Raw genomic sequence first — 16,777 nt, forward strand, 5'->3', positions numbered from 1 at the left:
GCGTACGGCCCACAGAATGATGTCACGCTGAAAATGCCGGCCTTTGAATGGGTTCATGTGCAGCTCCATCAGCAAAAGGGGATGATAAGTTTATCACCACCGACTATTTGCAACAGTGCCCCTGAAACTGCCTTACTGCTGACTGGGACAGGAGCGATTCCACACCCAATGCCTCGACCCGGTGCCGGCTGTCACTCAGCACAAGGTCAAGGGCCAGCAGAATCGTGCTTTTCCCGGACTCATTGTCCCCGACCAGAATGTTACGGTCATGAGTGAAGCGCAGGTCCAGTTCCGGAAACTTTTTAAAGTTTTGCAGCATAAGCCGCGTGATCAGAGGCATCTTTTATTCCTTTATATACCGCTGACTGAAAGAGTGTCCGGCTGCGCCAGACCGCCTGTTTTGTTTTACAGCGTTATCTTACCCAGTCTTCCAGCACAAGACCCGGTACCCGCTCAAATTCCCGCGTATTATTCGTCACCAGCACGGCACCGGCGGCGATGGCGTGCCCGGCAATGGCCGTGTCGTTCGGGCCGATCGGCGTCCCGGCCATTCGCAGCGCCACCTTAATCTCCGTGGTGGCGTCCACCGCAGCGCGATCCCAGGGCAGGATGGCATCGAGGCGGGCGCAGAACGCGTCGACCAGCTCGACGTGGCGCGGGGAGGCCTTCGGGCCGGTGGCCCCGAAGCGCATTTCAGAATAAGTGATGGCCGAGACAACGATGCGCTGGCCGCGCAGCACCGCCTGCTCCAGGCGCTTCAGGACGGCTTCCGGCTGCTCGCGCATGATGAACGAGCAGATACAGGTGTCGAGCATATAGGTCTTGTTCACAGGTTAAATCGTCCTTCGTCGCTGACAACGTCCTCGCGCTCCGCCATAAAGTCCGGGTCTGCCTTCTCGAACTGCGCGAACGAGCCCCAGGTCGGCCGGACGGGACGCAAAATAATGCTGTCCCCTTCCCGGACGATCTCCAGCTCGCTCACTCCCTCAAAATCCAGATCGCGGGGCAGACGAATGGCGCGGTTATTGCCGTTTTTAAAAATGGATACAGTTCTCATCATTTCCTCCTGGCCGACCGGCCTGTATGACTATGTTCAGTATATGCAGATGCAAAGCATATGTATAGTCATAGCATATGCAGATGGTAAGTATATGCGTATGCCACACCTATGCAGATGCCCGGCATATGGATATGTTGAACCTATGTTGTATTCTCTCTTTTCCCGGTCAGATCCGAAAAAAGCTAGTTCCGGATCTGCCTCAGGCGCACGGGCGCGCTGCGGCGCAGAAACACAAGATGTGCCACTCTGTCAGCTGCTGTTTCTTCTATATGTTGTGTTTACCCCCTTCCCCGTGACCCGTCGCGCAGGGGCAGATATTGCCGCTTTGCTTATTTCGTGTGCGTGGTACACTTCCGGAAACTGTTGAATACGCAAAAAATCGGATCACACCGAAACGGCCATCCGGTAATTTAACGACGTGGCTATATGGCTGCTTATTATCAGCCTGAAAATGATGACGGCAGGGGAAAATCCTCAAGCGTGACATTCAGGCGTGTGAGCAGGGAATGATTGCGCATGGTGATTATTTCCATGAGTATCTCTTCAAATGCTTCAGGAGGATCTTTGAATGCAGGTATCGAAATACATAACAGCTGACGCGTTAATTCAGGAACTCCATGATGAAGGACACGATGTCATCTATGAGCGAATTACTGAATATCCGGTTCTGAAAGGGGTCGCCCAGATCCCACCGGCAAAACATTTACTCACTCAGGAAGGATACGTCGTCGGGATCTTCGTTGAACCTATGGGAGGATGGCGCCGGCGTGAAAGCGATGACTGCGTCAGTGATGAACCTGGTATTGAAGACAACCCTTTTAAGGTGAAGCACGATGTTAATGCGTCCCGGAAAATAATCCGACGCCTGTAGGAAGACGCTTTCAGCAAGGCGGGATTTCTCAGTAAAGGAGGGATTATGTGTGATTTATGCAGGGCGGACGGGAATTACTTCCATACGCCGGAATGTGTGTATGGCCAGCTGGTCAGTGAGTACCCCGTGATGTGGCTGCGGGATTCGACCCGGATTGGCGCCTGCTACACCCTCCGTGAACTGCTGTCGCCGGAAGGGATGGTGCTGGCCATACAGAACGCACCTCCCGTGACGGGATGGCGGCTGCGTATGCGGTATAACGAGGCCACAGATGAAGAGATCGACCCGCAGCGCGGGGACTGTATCGAGCTGCCCTCCAGGACGGACGCCCTGCTGGCCTTTGAGTCGTTCCGTGGTAGCGCGGCGTCAGTATGAACGGCGGGATTTTTCATTTACAGAACCATACAGAAGGGTACTGGCATTATGGGAAGCATGAAAGACCAGATGATGGATATTGAATCTGAACGATTTGATAAATGGCTTGCGGAAAATTATCCGGATGTTGTCCCCGGCTCAGAAGAATGGGAACAGGCCGCTAACCTTTATTGCTGGGAACAGGAGTATCTCGCCGATCAGGCTCAGTGGGATCATGAACACGGGCTGTTTGTGGCTTCCCTAAACAATGTTCATCAGCGTTACCTACACGCCATGCAGGAGTTGAAGGGGCTGTATACCCTGCTCGATACAGAGCAGCCTGAACTGGTGTACAGGATGTCTTTCGTCCATGCCGTGACGGTCATGGAGGCGTACCTGATGTACTGCGCCAGGGCTCTGCTGGAAGAGGACTTGCCGCTTACACGGTTCAGGGATGAGTTTTATATGAAGTCCGATAAAATCAAAAATCCGGTAAAACATGCTGCCCGTGACATGGCTCTTTCTCTGTTCCGGCCTGCGGCGCAGAATTTTGTTTCCCGGATGACGTTTCATAACGTAAAAACCATTGAGCGCTATTTCGAGACTGTGCTTCATATACCGCCCGTCTGGCCAACTGAGCCGCTGGGTATCATCGCAGACTGGCGAAACGATCTGGTACACCGCAACGGTGTGGATGAGCATGATGTGCCACGAGTGATATCAGCGCCGCAGCTGCAGAGCGCCCTGCAGAAAGTGTCGGATCTGATAGAGGCTGCAGATCATTCCCTGCGTCTGGAAGTGGACTATTTTGGTAACTCGCGTACAGAAGAAAACCGGGAAATCATTGCGGCAGCACTGCGCATATCCCCGGGCAGAGAATCATCCTGATGACCGGACTCGTAACCCTGGGAGGGTATTCGGCCACAGGTACTCAGTTACCAGTTTCTATCGACTATCCGGCGGCGCTGGCCCTGCGTCAGATGGCACTGGTTCAGGACGAACTGCCGAAATACCTGCTGGCCCCGGAAGTGAGTGCCCTGCTCCACTATGTGCCCGACCTTCACCGCAAGATGCTTCTTGCTACCCTGTGGAACACCGGCGCCCGTATTAACGAAGCACTGGCCCTGACCCGGAGTGATTTTTCCCTGGCACCGCCCTACCCGTTCGTGCAGCTGGCCACACTCAAACAAAGGGCTGAAAAAGCCGCCAGAACGGCTGGCCGTGCGCCCGTCGGCAGTCAGACTCACCGGCTGGTACCGCTTTCTGATGCGAACTATGTCGGTCAACTGGAGATGATGGTGGCCACGCTGAAAATTCCTCTTGAACGACGTAATAAGCGAAGCGGCAGAACCGAGAAGGCACGCATCTGGGAGATCACCGACCGGACGGTTCGCACCTGGCTCAGCGAAGCAGTTGAAGCCGCAGCGGCCGACGGGGTGACGTTCTCCGTGCCGGTGACCCCGCACACGTTCCGTCATTCCTACGCGATGCACATGCTGTATGCCGGTATACCACTGAAGGTGCTGCAGAGTTTGATGGGGCATAAGAGCATCAGTTCGACTGAGGTGTATACGAAGGTGTTTGCGCTCGATGTCGCGGCACGGCACCGGGTGCAGTTCCAGATGCCGGGCGATGAGGCGGTAGCGTTGCTAAAAAATAGATGATTAAGATAGCAAGATAGTAATTTATTATCTTGCTATCTTAATGGGTTATTAAGTTATTAAGTTATTAAGTTATTAAGTTATTAAGTTATTATTTTAATCTAGATTTTTCAATGAGTTGAGATATTTCTTCTCGCGATAAATTTTCTAACGCCATCACTGCAGCTCTAACTACATCTGATCTATTGACTCTCCTGTTCCCTGATAACATCTCTTCCCTTATGACATTATCAATTGAGCTAAGATTCTCTTCAGCAAGAGAGATGCTGACTGGTTTTGCTTTACTAGTCGCAGGTTTATTACTTGGTTCGTCAAGATTTTTTGCAGTAAGGCCAGCTGAACCTCCGTTTATAAACGAAGCTTCATCCTTTGGCGGCGTATGTGCTCTATTTCTCACAGAATGATCTCCTTAACCAGAGCTTCAATTTCTTCTTGGGCTTTGATGTTCTGTGTTTCAAAAATAGTCATTGATTCGGCCCAGGCATCCCTGTGAGCTTTTCTGTCACATACGCGAGCATTAGACAGATTCATTTCCGGAAAGTCTTTGAGAACATCCGCCGCCTGATTAGCTTCATTAACGAACATGTTAGTTGGTGTCATATTCAACACTAAATACCCACGTACAGACTCGTTGAAATCTTTAGCAGCAGTAAAAACAGAGCATGTATGAGGTACAACATCCAAATCCATTTGGGACGGTCGTAAAGGGGAAATAAACACATCTGCAGCCATTAATCCACTTCGCATCTCTGCACTGTCACGGCCAGCACAATCGGCGATTACAAAGTCATAAGACTTTTCATGCTCTTTAAGCATGGCTTTGATGTTGCCGGACGCTCCAGTCACAGGCATATGAGGCAAGTTCTCTGGTCGATTGTTATACCAGGTTAGCACTGATTTTTGATCGTCGGCATCTACAATGAGAACTCGCTTTCCTAATGCCATAAGATATGCAGCGATGGAAACTGCGAGCGTACTTTTACCTACTCCACCTTTTTGACTACCAAGAACAATGATCATATTCCGCACACCTTGTTTGTTATCTTATTAAGATAATAGGATAACAAGCATTAATTTTCAATATGCGCCTGAGTTGATATTTTGTTATCATATTAACTTAATATGTTAACAATTACATTAAATTCAATGCATTAAAATACAATATTATTATCTTACGATCTTAACAAGATATTACGATAACAAAATATTATCTTGTTATCGTAATCGCACTTTTGAGTGAAGGAGTAAAGCAATGGACCTGGTGTGGAAAAAAAATCCAAGGGGAAGGCTTGAAAGGAAACTGAATCTGGCAGAGAGAGAGGCATTGCTGCATGTGTTCAGCAACGGTCGAAAACCCGCTCAGGCTGATTTACGTATAGCAAATTCTGTGCTTGAAGAAATGGACCGCCGTAAGTTGTGGTTAAAATGCGATTGCGTCGAACATGACCCGAACATTGAAGGTCCTTTTAACTGCGAGGTTAACGTTGCCAGGTTACGCCACGTCAAGACGACAAGACAGCATGATGAACAGTGCCCTTTGTTCAGGCTAAAGAAAAGTAAGGATGCTGATAACACTATCACAGAAGGAAAAACCAGCCCACTAAATCCGGTTGGCGGGAATGACTGGTTACCTGACAAGAAGAAAGACACCAAAATCACCGCTGTGGAAGGGCCGGTAGTGCTCCGTAAGCGTCGACGCAAAACTCTTAAACCCATTCCGGCTCTGGGCCGAAAATTGCTGACTCTCATTCAGGCAGCTGGCCTGAACCAACTTGAACTAGTACCTGAATACAAAAGTCCGGGGTTAGTCGGTTCGGTCAAAAGAATAAAAGAAGTTCTGGATGAACATACAATGGGCAACGGAACACAGCTTAATATGCTGTTCAGTTGCGCACCCTGGCTGTCCCTCGAACGGATTAACGACATGCTGACTCAGCTGGAAGTCTCACTGCAGACTGATAGCAGTGATAAGGAGGCATGCGTGTATATCATTGGTATTGCGACCGATGCCAATCGGGAAGAAGTAACCTTTAGCGTTCGGAGTAATACTTTTATCCATAGGCCTGAAGCCCGAGTCAGTATCAATGGAGAAAGCACCTACAACACTGGCAGTCGGGCCCCATACTGGGCAATTCTGGAATACCGCAGAGGTAGGGATGGCAAGGTTTACTGCCATGAGGGCTATGCGCATGCTGCGTATACGCTTGATAATCCTGTGCCTGTGGATAGCAACAAAGAACGCGACACACTGAAGGTAATAATAAACGCCAGCAGCTATGCTGGCCGTCAGGAAAATCATCCGGATGCTATCAGCCTCAGCAAGCCACTTTTCACGTCTAAAAGCACTAAAAATGGGGTGGAGGAGGTCATTCATCCTGACTTCATACTGAATGTGGTTCCGAGCAAAGAAAACATAGTTACCACTTTCATCATCGAAACAATGGGCTCTGAATCCGAGGAGTATGTCGAGCGTAAACTGCAAACACATAGCTGGATGGAGCAGGAAGGTGTGCTCTTAACTGATCCTCCGGGTTGGCCAGAACCTTTAGACAGGACATTTAACAGCTTCCTGCTCAAACACATCTTTAGTGCAGGGAAAATGCACAAATAGTTCAGGCAGCGGTTTTGAATTCAAATAGTGACAATGCACCCTCAGCCAGAAGTGGAAAGGACGCACTTAAGTGTGACAAACGACACTCAGGGCTGAGGGGAGATGTGACAAGCTGCACTGAACTAAATGTGACAAATTGCCCTCATTAAGTGTATTTAAAGCACAAAATTGGAACCATGTAGTTCCAGAAAACCAGTCAGGGCAAAGGAAGACAAACTGTTATGTGACAAATCACCCTGAGAGCTTTAACTCTAGTGTGACAAACCACCCTGCTAATTGTGACAAATCACCCTCAAAACTCACTCAGGTGTAATCGACATTATGTCGCTGAAAGAAAAGACTATATGAGTCGTCTGGCGTCCTTTCTTTTTCTCTATATAAGACAGGCGCATTGGCGTTCTGCTGTTAATCTCATCGACACTCGCCTGCAGGAACCTACGGCGAAAGTCCGGCATACGCTGATAACTTTGCGGAAGCTGATAGCGCTCCATGATCCAGTCTATTTTCAGGGATACCACGCCAGAGCCATCCGGCTTACGGTACTGGCATAGTGACTCGTACAGGCGCATGGCATAGGGATTGGTGATCTCTTTCGTTTCACTTAGTCGGAACTGTGTGAAACGGTTCTGAAGGCCAATAAAGAAAGGAATGAGGTACGGGTTAATATGAACGCTGTAGAGCCCTCTGGAGGGACTATGGGCACGTTTGATGAACCAGGGAAAGGACTCATAACCTTTTTCTTCCCCGGCATCCTCTTCAGGCCGATAAAAGACCACTTCTTTACCCGCGAATCCCTTGAGAGCCTGACGGATATCTTTGCTTGCCTCGGCGGAGGTCAACCCGAAGGTTTCCGCATACTTGGCGACCTGAATTTCACATATACCGTCATGCTCCTGCAGCGTACCGTCAGATTTTCTGATCTGGTCCACAAAGAGATAAAGCATACGCTTTTGATCGCGAGATAGACTGTATGCCGCCTCAGTCAGTTCGTTTGACTGGACAATTCGCGGGCTATTCTTACGTTTTTTATGGTTGATAACCGCAACTTCCGTCATGACAGGTCCGTGTAAAGTGTGACAGGAATTTAGATTGTCACACTAATTGAAAAAGAGTCAACAGGTTGGGATAACTTTGTGGAATACAACAAATCATGAGGGCAATTTGTCACAGGGTTAAGGGCAATCTGTCACACTTTAAGATGGAGATTGAGGGTGATTTGTCACACTGAAAGGGCAGATTGTCACACAGATCCTTCTCAAACCCGCATGAATAAAGGGCTGAGAGGTGTTCTAAAAAGGTAAACCTAACAACCCTTTAAAAAGATCTTATAAAAATATGCCCGTGGATAAGTGGATAAACAGAGTGGGGTATCCATTAAACACCGAGCGTAAGCAGAATTTGTCCGTGCAGTTCCCTGGTGCTTCCTCGCTCACTCGCGGGCTTCGCCCTGTCGTTCGGCTGCGGCGAGCACTACTGGCTCTCTCTGAAAGGCGAAATTTAACCGATCCTCGCTATGGGGATATCTTTCCAGCGGGTGGTGTACGCAGGGGAGAGCATATCGCGTTTCATCTGCCATGCAGGCGCAATACCTCGTCCTGCAAACCAGACCTGTCCCAGCCCGGAATGATTAATGCCATCGAGAACCTTCATCAGCTCAGCGCTGTGAGGACGTGGAGGACGTTCGTCGAACAGCTGCAGCTGCGAAACGCCGGAGCCGGTGAAGTCATTCAGCATCACACCGGCTTTGGCATACCGGTGCCCATCCTTCCAGATACGCTCCAGAGCCGTTGTGGCGGCCGCAATGATGTCCCGGGTGTCCTGAGTGGGGGTAAGCAGTTTCTCCGTGGCCACGTTGCCATAGTAAGGCTCTTTAACGGCGAACGGAGACGTTTTGATGAATACGGAAATATGCCGGCAGTACTGGCGCTCTTTACGCAGCTTTTCTGAGGCCCGCTCTGCGTACTGACAGACAGCCTGGCGGAGCGAATCGTACTCCGTGATTTTCTCTCCAAAGCTGCGGCTGCAGACGATCTGCTGTTTCGTCGGTGGTGCTTCCTCAAGCGACATGCAGCTTTCCCCGTTCAGTTCGCGTACTGTTCGCTCGAGAACGACGGAGAAATTTTTGCGGATGAAGGCCGGGTTCGTCAGGGCCAGGTCGAGCGCGGTCTTAATGCCCAGAACATTGAGCTTGCGTGCAATACGGTTTCCCACGCCCCAGATCTCTTCGACCGGCTGCAGTGAAAGCAGTTTCCGCGTTCGCTGAGGATTACCCTGAGTCAGGGCGAGCACACCACGAAACTGTTTCCACTCCTTTGAGGCCCATTGTGCTGATTTTGCAAGGGTTTTTGTTGGAGCAGTCCCCACTCCGATGGTCAGACGGGTACAGTCATATACGTGCTGGCGCAGCTGCCGGCCGAAGTCCTCCAGAGCCATGCAGTGCTCCACGCCGGTCAGGTCGAGGAACATCTCGTCAATCGAATACTGTTCCACCCTGGGCGCCAGCTCCTCCAGACAGCTCATCACGCGCGCCGACATCGAAGCGTAAAGCTCATAATTGCTTGAAAAACAGTATATTTTTTCCGGGTAAAGCTCGTTCTTTATCTGGAACCACGGGGTGCCCATTTTTATCCAGGGCTTCGCCTCGGCGCTGCGTGCGATCACATTTCCGTCGTTGTTGCTCAGGACGACGATCGGCTTTCCTTTCAAATCCGGGCGGAAAACGCGTTCGCAGCTGGCATAAAAGCTGTTCACATCGGCCAGGGCAAACATCAGTACATCTCCCTCGGGCGGTGGATGATGTGCGTGACGACGCCAAAGATATCCAGATCGTCCGGGTCGGGATAAATCGGCGACCAGGCGGCGTTCATGGGCTGCAGCGTCAGTCGTGGCGTCAGCAGCAGCCGTTTGACAGTAAACTCCCCCTGCACGCTGGCCACAACAATATCGCCATGCCGGGGCTTCTCGGCACAGTCCACAACCAGCAGATCGCCATTGTACAGGCTGCCGTCGGCCATGCTGTCTCCGCTGGCGCGAAGGTAGTAAGTCGCGCTCGGATGCCGTATGCAGTAATCATGGAGATCCAGATCGGATTCGACATAGTCAGCTGCAGGGCTGGGAAAACCGCAGCTGGCCAGGTCTGCAAACAACGGATGGGCCTGTGGCGAGAGTTCTTTCCCGGTGCTGAAAAGCTGCAGTTTCATCTTTCCTCCTGACGTCTAAATATACTGGTTATGCATACAGTATATTTAACAGCGTGAGGATAATCCAGATCGCCTGCGCCATGAACAGAGTGAGTAACCTAAGCTACTCAAAATGTTCAGTAATATCATTTTGATTATTTTGTATTTCTCATTATGAGAAATAAGGCTTTTATTTTTCCATTTTGCTCTTATAATATGTATCAAATTGAGTGTAATTGACGGAGCATAATGGTGAATATTTACTGCGATGATGGTTCAACTAATGTTAAGCTGGCATGGTTTGAAGGAAACGAGCTGCAGACCCGGGTTTCTGCTAACTCCTTCCGGCATGGCTGGAAAGTGGCGGAATTCAGTGCTGCAACGTTCAACTATGAGGTGGGCACGCTGAAATATACCTGGGACAGCGTCAGCCGGGATGCCATCCCGACAACAAACGTGGAATATCAGTACGGTGATCTCAACCTGCTGGCCGTGCATCATGCCCTGCTGAACAGCGGACTTGAGCCGCAGCCGGTGAGCCTGACCGTGACGCTGCCCCTGAGCGAGTATTATGACGGGGACTGCCAGCGGAACGAGGAGAACATCCGACGCAAACGGGAAAACCTGATGCGTAAACTGGTGCTGAATAAGGGCAGGGCTTTTACCGTAACGAACGTGACGGTGATGCCGGAATCACTGCCGGCGGCGTTCTCCCGTCTCGCGGAGCTGAAGCCCGGTCCCGCAGAGACCACCCTGATTATCGATCTCGGCGGAACCACGCTCGATGCCGGCGTGATTGTCGGACAGTTTGACGATATCAGTGCGGTACACGGCAATCCGTCTGTCGGCGTGTCGCAGGTCACCCGCGCAGCTGCAGGCGCGCTGCGGGCTGCAGACAGCGAAACCAGCGCGCTTATTGCTGACACGGTCATCCGCAACCGCAACGATCGTCAGTATCTGCAGCGTGTGATCAACGATGCCGGAAAAATCGACGATGTTCTGAACAAAATTACAGAGGCAATCACTTCCCTGGGCGCGCGCGTCACCAGTGAGCTGACGGCCTTCAGGAACGTTAACCGGGTATTCCTGGTCGGGGGAGGGGCATCCCTCATTGAAGAGGCTATCCGTCAGGCCTGGCCTCTGGCTCCTGACCGTATCGAGGTTATCGGCGATCCGCAGCTGGCACTGGCCAGAGAGATTGCCCTTTACAATAAAGAGGACTAAACGTGCCGGACGGCCAGTATTCTTTCTATCTGCACAGCGACGATCGCACCGACATCGCGGCGATGGCGACCATCAGCACCATCTCACAGCCCCTGCGCGGTGACTTCATCCGGACCGCCGCCACCGCCGGGGCGGTGATGTACCAGACGGATGCCCGTTTAACGGCGCTGATCCCGGTGTTCTTTGACGGGCATCTGAGCGCCATCCGGCTTTGTGCCGTGATGGCGCTGGTCTCCGGCACCTGGTCTTCACTCTCAGGACTTCCTGATGAGCCTGACGGTGGCGTGGCGGCTCTGGCCATGTCACCGGATACTGAATACCAGCGCCGGCGTTACACCCTGACGCTTCTGGATGACCGGAGCAGTGAGCGGGTTGAACGTGTGCTGACGGGGGTGTCATCCCGCCTGCGCGGAGAGCTGCTGAGAAACCTGATTATCACCGGTCTGGCCCTGCATACGACCGCGCCGGAGCTGCCGCGTCTGCTGGCCAGCATGCCGGTACCGCCCGGCACGGTCAGCGAGCTGCAGGTTCTGGTCCAGCAGATGGCCGGTACGGCTGGCGTGAGTCAGGCTGCAGTACCGGAGAAACCAGCAGAGCCTGCTGCACCGGTAACCGGTGATGCGACCAGGATAAAGAAAAATATGCGCCGGGCATTCGGAGACTAAAACATGTCAGTGATTAAACAAAAGGCAGAGCAGTGCATTCATAACTTTCTGCGTGCCCGGAACGTGCCTGAATCTCAGTGGCCGGATCTGGTCAAAAAGACCGGCAGGGGAATGATACTGGCAGGCGTGGCCGTTGTGGTTCCCGGCGTTCTTGTTGATAACATCTCCCTGCCGGTGACAATCGCGATGCAGGTCTGCTATGCCTCACTGATCGGCCTCGGGGTTCTCCTGGCGTTTGACGAGAAAAAACCAAAGGGGCGGGGATGAATATGAACATTAACCTGAAGGAAACAGTATGCAGCTTGAAGAACTGACAGGAGACGAACGTACGCTGGTCGTTGTGGCACTGCAGGCGTTGTTCCGCGAGAGATTAACCGCATCAAATGCCGTCTTTACGGTATGTAGCCTGTCCGGAAAAGAGCAGCCGCCTGAGGATATTTTTGGACTGCGTGAAGTAGAGGATGCGCTGAGACGTATTGGTGCTGCTCCTGCGCGTTAAATCCGGCCCCGTACACTTCAGAAAAAAACGGCAGGGTGACATCTCATCCCTGCCGTCAAAACTAAACGCTTAATTTTTCGGCGATTATAATGTATTGTTTTGTGATGTAAATCACATTTTAATTTTATGTGAAATTATCTCGCCCTGTTTAACGTTGTCCCGGAAGATAGGCCGCCGTGCCTTCACGCTAACCCGGCCGCTGCGGCCGCAAGGGAAGCTGACGCCTCCGTCCTCACCCGTTCGCACCCTTCACGGGCTGAATGCACCGTGCAGGGCTTGCGCTGCGGCTTCGGCGTCGCCCTGGCGTCCTCCGCTTTTCGCCGGGTTTTTGTGGCGGCACGGCGCAAGAGGGTGCCGGATGCTGAGGACACAACCATGTTCAGACTGACCTGTATTGAACTCGATAACGGCGAGTTTGCCGTCTATATCAATCACCATTACCTGTGGAGTGAAGATGCCAGCGGAGAGCGACTTTCTCTGGGGGAGGTTCTGGAGCAGCTCTCCCGGCTGCCGGGTGTGGAATTACTGACCCTGCTGGAACCCGTACCGGACGACGATGACTGGTGCTGGAACGACATCGCTGATCGCGTCCTGCCGTCGCGTCCTGCATGTCGTGATGATGTGACGGTGGCAGGGCTCATCGCCAGGCTGAAGCAGTACCCACCGGATGCACTGTGTATGGGGACGTTCTGGCTGGAAGATGATTTTCTGTCCCTCGATGGCAGTCTGTCGGAGGAGGAAATTGCAGAAGCCATGCGTATCTGCGACCACAGCCACGATGCAGGCATCGGTTTTAACTGGGACACGCTGCAGTTTGCCATCGACAGGGTGAAGGGGGGTTGACGTAAAAAAACAGGACGCCTTCCGGGAAAAGAGCGTCCTCAAATGTGTCAAATTCGTTGTAAGTGAAAACCCATCAGATGTTTTCGACACAGATGATTGCACAATCACTTCTCACTTTCACCTGCCATATATCCTACTCAAAAAAAAGACGTCTCCGGTCGGGGACGTCCTGAAATCAAAGGCACACATGTAAGATAACGGCGCGGATCCATTATCAGTGTGTATTCTGCCATACCCTGCCTGACTCATCAGCTACCAGAACCGGTAACAAAGGATGTCGGTTCCCTCCGCCTTATTGCCGCCAGCCGGCGGCGTGTTCAACGCCGTGCCTTCACGCTAACCCGGCCGCTGCGGCCGCAAGGGAAGCTCATCGCCGTTCTCCTCACCCGTTCGCACCCTTCACGGTGCATTCAGCCCGTGAAGGGCTTGCGCTGCGGCTTGCGGGAACGCCCCAGCGTCCTCCGCTCAGAGCCGGGTTTTTGTGGCGGCACGGCCCAAGAGGGTGCCGCATATCAGAGAGGAGTGTGTCTATGTCCCGTTATATTCTGGGTGACTGCGTGCAGGTGATGTCCCGTTTCCCGGCGCGAGCCGTCGATTTTATTCTTACCGATCCCCCGTATCTGGTTGGCTATAAGGACCGTACCGGCCGTACCCTGGCCGGGGACAACTCTGCCGAATGGCTCCAGCCCGCCTGTCATGAAATGTACCGCGTGCTGAAAAACGACAGCCTGATGGTGAGCTTCTATGCCTGGAACCGCGCGGATCTGTTTCTGAATGCGTGGAAAGCGGCCGGTTTCCGGGTGGTTGGCCATATCGTCTTTGCCAAGTCCTACGCCTCAAAATCGACGTTCGTGGGTTACACCCATGAGAGCGCCTACCTGCTGGCGAAGGGGAGGCCGCAAACCCCGGACCGTCCTATCCCGGACGTGATCCCCTGGAAATACACGGGCAACCGACACCACCCGACGGAGAAGCCGGTGCAGAGCCTGCGACCGCTGATTGAATCGCTCACGCGTCCGGGGGCCATAGTCCTTGACCCGTTCGCCGGCAGCGGCTCCACCTGCGTGGCCGCCGCCGAAGCCAGCCGCCGCTATATCGGGATCGAGATGCTTGAGGAGTACCACGCCGCCGGCGTCCGCCGTCTGGCACAGGTTGAACGGGCGAGAAGGATGCCGGCGGCCAATGACGGCGCGTTTTACCCTGACTGGCCGGAGGCAGCATGAATTACCCGGGCCTTGAACACCTGCGCGCGGATGTGGCCGCGCTCAGCAATGCCATGTGTGATGTGCGGATGCTGCTGAACCGCCTCGAATCGCAGCACCGGCACGACGCGGCAACGCTTACTGAACGTATGGCAGCGCAGACCCTGCGCCGGATCAACACCCTGCTTCTGGAAGCCTACCGCGAAGCCCTGGTGCTGGACGAGACCTTTCAGGACTGACTGACCCTGCCGGGCGGAGGCCCGGCCTGTAACCCCTTACAAGAGAGAAAAAACAATGTACGGAACCCGCGAAGAACTTTGTGTACAGCTTGAAAACATGTTCACGTTTGACGAACCCCTGGTCCTGCTGGTCTGGACGGAAGATGGGATTAGCGTGGCCTGCCGTGAAGCCCAGCCAGAACCGGACGGGGCTGAAATCCGGGAGGTGATGAAGGCGCTCGGCGAAATGAAAATGACGCAATACCGCCAGGAGGGGGTAAATAATCAGACTGTCAGCGAGCTTCTGACCCGCCAGCGCGAAGCGGCAAACCGTGAGGTTAGTGTACCGGCGGTACTTCTGTCCCGCATCCTGCGCAACTATGAATGCGAGCTGGAAAACCGGATCGGTATGGCCTGGGAAGCCGGGCGGCAGGAGCCGGAATCCGTCAGAAATGAGCTGAATAACGTTCGCGCCCTACAGGAGGTGCTGGCCGCCTGAGAGAACGCCGGGGTAACGCCCCGGCAACCGGTGGCCATCCACAGCGAATAAGGACGTCAGTGCCTTCCGCTTTTATCCGACGCCGCCCGCCTGGCCACGTCGGGACAATGAAACTCCCCAGAAGCTCCGTGCGGTGACGGCATGCGCCGTGACTTCACTGTAGCCCGGCCGCATCGACCACAAGGGTTCGCTGACGCCTCCGTCCTCACCCGTTCGCACCCTTCACGGTGCATTCAGCCCGTGAAGGCTTTGCGCTGCGGCTTGCGGCGTCGCCCCTGCGTCTTCCGCTTTTCGCCGGTCTGTCGTGTCGTCACGGCGATGCCGGAACCGAGAATATGTTAACCGTGGAGGATCTATGAACCAGACCGTGACCTGTGATGCTGTTCGTCTTGAGGGTGCGCAGCGCCTGACTTTCCTGCCTGATTTGTTTGGCGGCGATTTTATGACGTCCGAGGCGTCCGTGTACGCCTACGCCTGGCGCTACTGCCCCGAGTATCAGGGGGGATTCTGGCAGTTTTACCGGCTGCCGGACGGGGGCGGATTTATGGCGCCTGACGTGGAGAGCCTGACCCTGTGCAATCCGGATAACTGGTTTGAGCAGACTGTCAGCGGGGAAGTGGCGGGGATCATCCTCACGGCGCTGGTACTGAATCACCGGAGCTGGCACCACAGCAACCATGACCATGAGGAGCTGTGCCGCCACTTCTGTCGCCGTTATGAGCAGCTTATGGCATTTGCTGATACCCACCCTGAAAGCGCCACGATCTGGCGTGCCCTTGACTGACTGACCATGGGCGGCGATGCCGCCCGACTAAAGGAGAAAAACATGATTGGTACAGCAAAAGAGATCGCCATCGAAATGCTGCGTGATGACGATAATGACGGCGAGAAATTTGTATTCGCCAGCTGGAGCCGGAACGATATTCGCGGTCTCTGCATTGACTGGGATCTCAGTGATGAAGAGATCGACGTGGTGATGGAAAGACTGGAGGCAGAGCTGTATCCCTCCGGGTGTGTCCCTCTCATCTACAACATTGTTGAGGTGATGGTGGAAGAAAAACGGAAACACCGTAATGTCACCATTCCGGCTGCGGCGCTTGCGGTGGTGATGCAGCTTGCAGGGAAGGAAATGGAGCGTATCGCCGTATGCGCTGAGGATGGCGGCGGATCGGCAGAAGAAACCCTGAAAGAAGAAAATGACGTCATGTTGAGCCTGCGCGCTGCGCTCGAGGCCTGACTGAGAAGCCGGAGGCATTGCCTCCGGAAACTGAAAAAAGGAGAACACCATGCAACTGTCACCGGAAACCCGCAGCATCCTGCGCCAGTATAAAACGCTCATCAACGAGCGACGTCGCGAATCCGGACTCAGCCCCGTAACCACAGCGAAAGTGCTGGATGAGATCTGCGAATCGGCTACCCGCCAGTGTGCCGTCTATCTTTGCGGCCACTTCATTCTCCAGGGCGGTCAGGGGGATGGAAAGTAAATAATCCGGGCGGGGCATAGGCGCCGCCTGTTCGCGCGCGAAAACCCAGTCATCCCTTCGGGCTGACGGGGCGGCAAGGCCAGCGCCTGCGGCGCTGCCCCCTCCCGCCCCTGGTGTAAGTCAGGAGAAATGCAGAGGAATGGCATTGTGGGGGCAAATTGTCACGGATACGGTCCTGCGTGGCGTGGCGTGGAGGCTCTGAAACCCGATCAGCAAATTCTCTGAAAACACCAGAATCCCACTTCTGGCCCCCTTCGGCTCCCGGCCAGCGCTGCTGTCCGGTCGTCGAGCCCCACTCCGCCAGGGCGGCTGCTGGCGCACCCGCCGGGCTCCGCCGAACCCCTTCGGGTTTCGGGCTGACGCTAGGGTCTGATGGCTAAGGTCAAAGGCTGCGGCTTCTCCGGCCG

At 53.6% G+C, this 16,777-nt stretch carries 23 protein-coding genes and 2 pseudogenes; 17 read left to right on the forward strand and 8 right to left on the reverse strand.

The features are described from left to right. Positions 1–121 precede the first annotated feature (121 nt). From ACMWL8_RS24425 to vapB, 3 genes and pseudogenes are all read right to left on the reverse strand, one after another. A pseudogene (locus tag ACMWL8_RS24425) lies at positions 122–340 on the reverse strand (AAA family ATPase); the annotation flags it as partial. 73 nt (positions 341–413) lie between these two features. Further along, a complete protein-coding gene (locus ACMWL8_RS24430) occupies positions 414–830 on the reverse strand; it encodes a type II toxin-antitoxin system VapC family toxin (RefSeq protein WP_001044770.1) in 417 nt (138 codons plus the stop codon). Further along, the gene (gene vapB, locus ACMWL8_RS24435; protein ID WP_001261282.1) at positions 827–1,057 is read right to left on the reverse strand and encodes a type II toxin-antitoxin system VapB family antitoxin; all 231 of its coding nucleotides are present in this window, start codon (positions 1,055–1,057) and stop codon (positions 827–829) included. Before vapB ends, ACMWL8_RS24430 begins: the two co-directional genes overlap by 4 nt. Here vapB and ACMWL8_RS24440 point away from each other — a divergent pair. From ACMWL8_RS24440 to ACMWL8_RS24460, 5 genes and pseudogenes are all read left to right on the forward strand, one after another. Next, positions 1,014–1,474 (forward strand): annotated as a pseudogene (locus tag ACMWL8_RS24440) (hypothetical protein). The gene vapB and the pseudogene ACMWL8_RS24440 overlap by 44 nt on opposite strands. A 154-nt stretch (positions 1,475–1,628) precedes the next feature. Then, a complete protein-coding gene (locus ACMWL8_RS24445) occupies positions 1,629–1,931 on the forward strand; it encodes a hypothetical protein (RefSeq protein ID WP_033488145.1) in 303 nt (100 codons plus the stop codon). A gap of 45 nt (positions 1,932–1,976) precedes the next feature. Continuing rightward, positions 1,977–2,306: a hypothetical protein gene (locus tag ACMWL8_RS24450; protein WP_033488146.1), complete on the forward strand. Its 330-nt coding sequence runs from the start codon at positions 1,977–1,979 to the stop codon at positions 2,304–2,306. Between the two features lie 48 nt (positions 2,307–2,354). Beyond that, positions 2,355–3,173 (forward strand): hypothetical protein, encoded by an 819-nt coding sequence (locus ACMWL8_RS24455; protein ID WP_033488147.1) that lies wholly within the window; start codon positions 2,355–2,357, stop codon positions 3,171–3,173. Then, positions 3,173–3,949: a site-specific integrase gene (locus ACMWL8_RS24460; protein ID WP_033488148.1), complete on the forward strand. Its 777-nt coding sequence runs from the start codon at positions 3,173–3,175 to the stop codon at positions 3,947–3,949. Before ACMWL8_RS24455 ends, ACMWL8_RS24460 begins: the two co-directional genes overlap by 1 nt. 88 nt (positions 3,950–4,037) lie before the next feature. On the opposite strand, the gene ACMWL8_RS24465 is transcribed toward ACMWL8_RS24460, so the two are convergent. Then, entirely contained in the window at positions 4,038–4,343 is a 306-nt protein-coding gene (locus tag ACMWL8_RS24465; protein WP_071530977.1) for a hypothetical protein, read from the reverse strand. Next, the gene (locus tag ACMWL8_RS24470; RefSeq protein WP_008502208.1) at positions 4,340–4,966 is read right to left on the reverse strand and encodes a ParA family plasmid-partitioning AAA ATPase; all 627 of its coding nucleotides are present in this window, start codon (positions 4,964–4,966) and stop codon (positions 4,340–4,342) included. Before ACMWL8_RS24470 ends, ACMWL8_RS24465 begins: the two co-directional genes overlap by 4 nt. A gap of 232 nt (positions 4,967–5,198) precedes the next feature. Here ACMWL8_RS24470 and ACMWL8_RS24475 point away from each other — a divergent pair, with 232 nt between their 5' ends. Beyond that, the gene (locus tag ACMWL8_RS24475; protein WP_033488149.1) at positions 5,199–6,557 is read left to right on the forward strand and encodes a hypothetical protein; all 1,359 of its coding nucleotides are present in this window, start codon (positions 5,199–5,201) and stop codon (positions 6,555–6,557) included. A gap of 299 nt (positions 6,558–6,856) precedes the next feature. Here ACMWL8_RS24475 and repE read toward each other — a convergent pair whose 3' ends face one another. The 3 genes from repE to umuD form a co-directional block, all read right to left on the reverse strand. Beyond that, a complete protein-coding gene (gene repE / locus ACMWL8_RS24480) occupies positions 6,857–7,612 on the reverse strand; it encodes a replication initiation protein RepE (protein WP_008502210.1) in 756 nt (251 codons plus the stop codon). A 442-nt stretch (positions 7,613–8,054) separates the two neighbouring features. Further along, the gene (locus tag ACMWL8_RS24485; RefSeq protein ID WP_033488150.1) at positions 8,055–9,326 is read right to left on the reverse strand and encodes a Y-family DNA polymerase; all 1,272 of its coding nucleotides are present in this window, start codon (positions 9,324–9,326) and stop codon (positions 8,055–8,057) included. Next, positions 9,326–9,757 (reverse strand): translesion error-prone DNA polymerase V autoproteolytic subunit, encoded by a 432-nt coding sequence (gene umuD, locus ACMWL8_RS24490; protein ID WP_033488151.1) that lies wholly within the window; start codon positions 9,755–9,757, stop codon positions 9,326–9,328. Before umuD ends, ACMWL8_RS24485 begins: the two co-directional genes overlap by 1 nt. A 231-nt stretch (positions 9,758–9,988) precedes the next feature. Between umuD and parM the strand changes: the two genes are divergently transcribed. The 11 genes from parM (at position 9,989) to ACMWL8_RS24545 (ending at position 16,370) form a co-directional block, all read left to right on the forward strand. Beyond that, a complete protein-coding gene (gene parM / locus ACMWL8_RS24495; protein WP_162489785.1) occupies positions 9,989–10,960 on the forward strand; it encodes a plasmid segregation protein ParM domain-containing protein in 972 nt (323 codons plus the stop codon). Positions 10,961–10,962: 2 nt separating this feature from the next. Continuing rightward, entirely contained in the window at positions 10,963–11,625 is a 663-nt protein-coding gene (locus ACMWL8_RS24500) for a plasmid partitioning/stability family protein (protein ID WP_241276823.1), read from the forward strand. Between the two features lie 3 nt (positions 11,626–11,628). Beyond that, entirely contained in the window at positions 11,629–11,892 is a 264-nt protein-coding gene (locus ACMWL8_RS24505; RefSeq protein WP_033488154.1) for a hypothetical protein, read from the forward strand. A gap of 28 nt (positions 11,893–11,920) precedes the next feature. Continuing rightward, positions 11,921–12,124: a hypothetical protein gene (locus tag ACMWL8_RS24510; RefSeq protein ID WP_033488155.1), complete on the forward strand. Its 204-nt coding sequence runs from the start codon at positions 11,921–11,923 to the stop codon at positions 12,122–12,124. Positions 12,125–12,499: 375 nt separating this feature from the next. After that, a complete protein-coding gene (locus tag ACMWL8_RS24515) occupies positions 12,500–12,967 on the forward strand; it encodes a hypothetical protein (protein ID WP_033488156.1) in 468 nt (155 codons plus the stop codon). A gap of 530 nt (positions 12,968–13,497) precedes the next feature. Continuing rightward, positions 13,498–14,190: a DNA methylase gene (locus ACMWL8_RS24520; RefSeq protein ID WP_033488157.1), complete on the forward strand. Its 693-nt coding sequence runs from the start codon at positions 13,498–13,500 to the stop codon at positions 14,188–14,190. After that, positions 14,187–14,408 carry a hypothetical protein gene (locus ACMWL8_RS24525; protein WP_013087144.1) on the forward strand — a complete coding sequence of 74 codons (222 nt, stop codon included), beginning with the start codon at positions 14,187–14,189 and terminating at the stop codon, positions 14,406–14,408. The genes ACMWL8_RS24520 and ACMWL8_RS24525 overlap by 4 nt, the downstream gene beginning before the upstream one ends. 55 nt (positions 14,409–14,463) lie before the next feature. Further along, complete coding sequence (locus ACMWL8_RS24530) at positions 14,464–14,886, forward strand: DUF1380 family protein (protein WP_033488158.1); 423 nt, start codon at positions 14,464–14,466, stop codon at positions 14,884–14,886. A 355-nt stretch (positions 14,887–15,241) separates the two neighbouring features. After that, positions 15,242–15,670 (forward strand): antirestriction protein, encoded by a 429-nt coding sequence (locus ACMWL8_RS24535; protein ID WP_033488159.1) that lies wholly within the window; start codon positions 15,242–15,244, stop codon positions 15,668–15,670. A 42-nt stretch (positions 15,671–15,712) separates the two neighbouring features. Then, complete coding sequence (locus ACMWL8_RS24540) at positions 15,713–16,123, forward strand: DUF1380 family protein (protein ID WP_033488160.1); 411 nt, start codon at positions 15,713–15,715, stop codon at positions 16,121–16,123. 49 nt (positions 16,124–16,172) lie between these two features. Beyond that, positions 16,173–16,370 (forward strand): hypothetical protein, encoded by a 198-nt coding sequence (locus tag ACMWL8_RS24545; RefSeq protein ID WP_023345621.1) that lies wholly within the window; start codon positions 16,173–16,175, stop codon positions 16,368–16,370. The last annotated feature ends 407 nt before the right edge of the window (positions 16,371–16,777 follow it).

Origin of the sequence: Enterobacter sp. 04-C-12-SI-ECC, from assembly GCF_047530715.1 — a bacterium.
GTDB classification, from domain to species: Bacteria; Pseudomonadota; Gammaproteobacteria; order Enterobacterales; family Enterobacteriaceae; genus Enterobacter; species Enterobacter bugandensis.

What these genes read in the sequence shown, in the direction of transcription:
- vapB (WP_001261282.1), bottom strand. Translation starts at nt 1,057, where the DNA reads ATGAGAACTGTATCCATTTTTAAAAACGGCAATAACCGCGCCATTCGT.
- ACMWL8_RS24445 (WP_033488145.1), top strand. Translation starts at nt 1,629, where the DNA reads ATGCAGGTATCGAAATACATAACAGCTGACGCGTTAATTCAGGAACTC.
- ACMWL8_RS24450 (WP_033488146.1), top strand. Translation starts at nt 1,977, where the DNA reads ATGTGTGATTTATGCAGGGCGGACGGGAATTACTTCCATACGCCGGAA.
- ACMWL8_RS24455 (WP_033488147.1), top strand. Translation starts at nt 2,355, where the DNA reads ATGGGAAGCATGAAAGACCAGATGATGGATATTGAATCTGAACGATTT.
- ACMWL8_RS24460 (WP_033488148.1), top strand. Translation starts at nt 3,173, where the DNA reads ATGACCGGACTCGTAACCCTGGGAGGGTATTCGGCCACAGGTACTCAG.
- ACMWL8_RS24470 (WP_008502208.1), bottom strand. Translation starts at nt 4,966, where the DNA reads ATGATCATTGTTCTTGGTAGTCAAAAAGGTGGAGTAGGTAAAAGTACG.
- ACMWL8_RS24475 (WP_033488149.1), top strand. Translation starts at nt 5,199, where the DNA reads ATGGACCTGGTGTGGAAAAAAAATCCAAGGGGAAGGCTTGAAAGGAAA.
- repE (WP_008502210.1), bottom strand. Translation starts at nt 7,612, where the DNA reads ATGACGGAAGTTGCGGTTATCAACCATAAAAAACGTAAGAATAGCCCG.
- ACMWL8_RS24485 (WP_033488150.1), bottom strand. Translation starts at nt 9,326, where the DNA reads ATGTTTGCCCTGGCCGATGTGAACAGCTTTTATGCCAGCTGCGAACGC.
- umuD (WP_033488151.1), bottom strand. Translation starts at nt 9,757, where the DNA reads ATGAAACTGCAGCTTTTCAGCACCGGGAAAGAACTCTCGCCACAGGCC.
- ACMWL8_RS24505 (WP_033488154.1), top strand. Translation starts at nt 11,629, where the DNA reads ATGTCAGTGATTAAACAAAAGGCAGAGCAGTGCATTCATAACTTTCTG.
- ACMWL8_RS24510 (WP_033488155.1), top strand. Translation starts at nt 11,921, where the DNA reads ATGCAGCTTGAAGAACTGACAGGAGACGAACGTACGCTGGTCGTTGTG.
- ACMWL8_RS24515 (WP_033488156.1), top strand. Translation starts at nt 12,500, where the DNA reads ATGTTCAGACTGACCTGTATTGAACTCGATAACGGCGAGTTTGCCGTC.
- ACMWL8_RS24520 (WP_033488157.1), top strand. Translation starts at nt 13,498, where the DNA reads ATGTCCCGTTATATTCTGGGTGACTGCGTGCAGGTGATGTCCCGTTTC.
- ACMWL8_RS24525 (WP_013087144.1), top strand. Translation starts at nt 14,187, where the DNA reads ATGAATTACCCGGGCCTTGAACACCTGCGCGCGGATGTGGCCGCGCTC.
- ACMWL8_RS24530 (WP_033488158.1), top strand. Translation starts at nt 14,464, where the DNA reads ATGTACGGAACCCGCGAAGAACTTTGTGTACAGCTTGAAAACATGTTC.
- ACMWL8_RS24535 (WP_033488159.1), top strand. Translation starts at nt 15,242, where the DNA reads ATGAACCAGACCGTGACCTGTGATGCTGTTCGTCTTGAGGGTGCGCAG.
- ACMWL8_RS24540 (WP_033488160.1), top strand. Translation starts at nt 15,713, where the DNA reads ATGATTGGTACAGCAAAAGAGATCGCCATCGAAATGCTGCGTGATGAC.
- ACMWL8_RS24545 (WP_023345621.1), top strand. Translation starts at nt 16,173, where the DNA reads ATGCAACTGTCACCGGAAACCCGCAGCATCCTGCGCCAGTATAAAACG.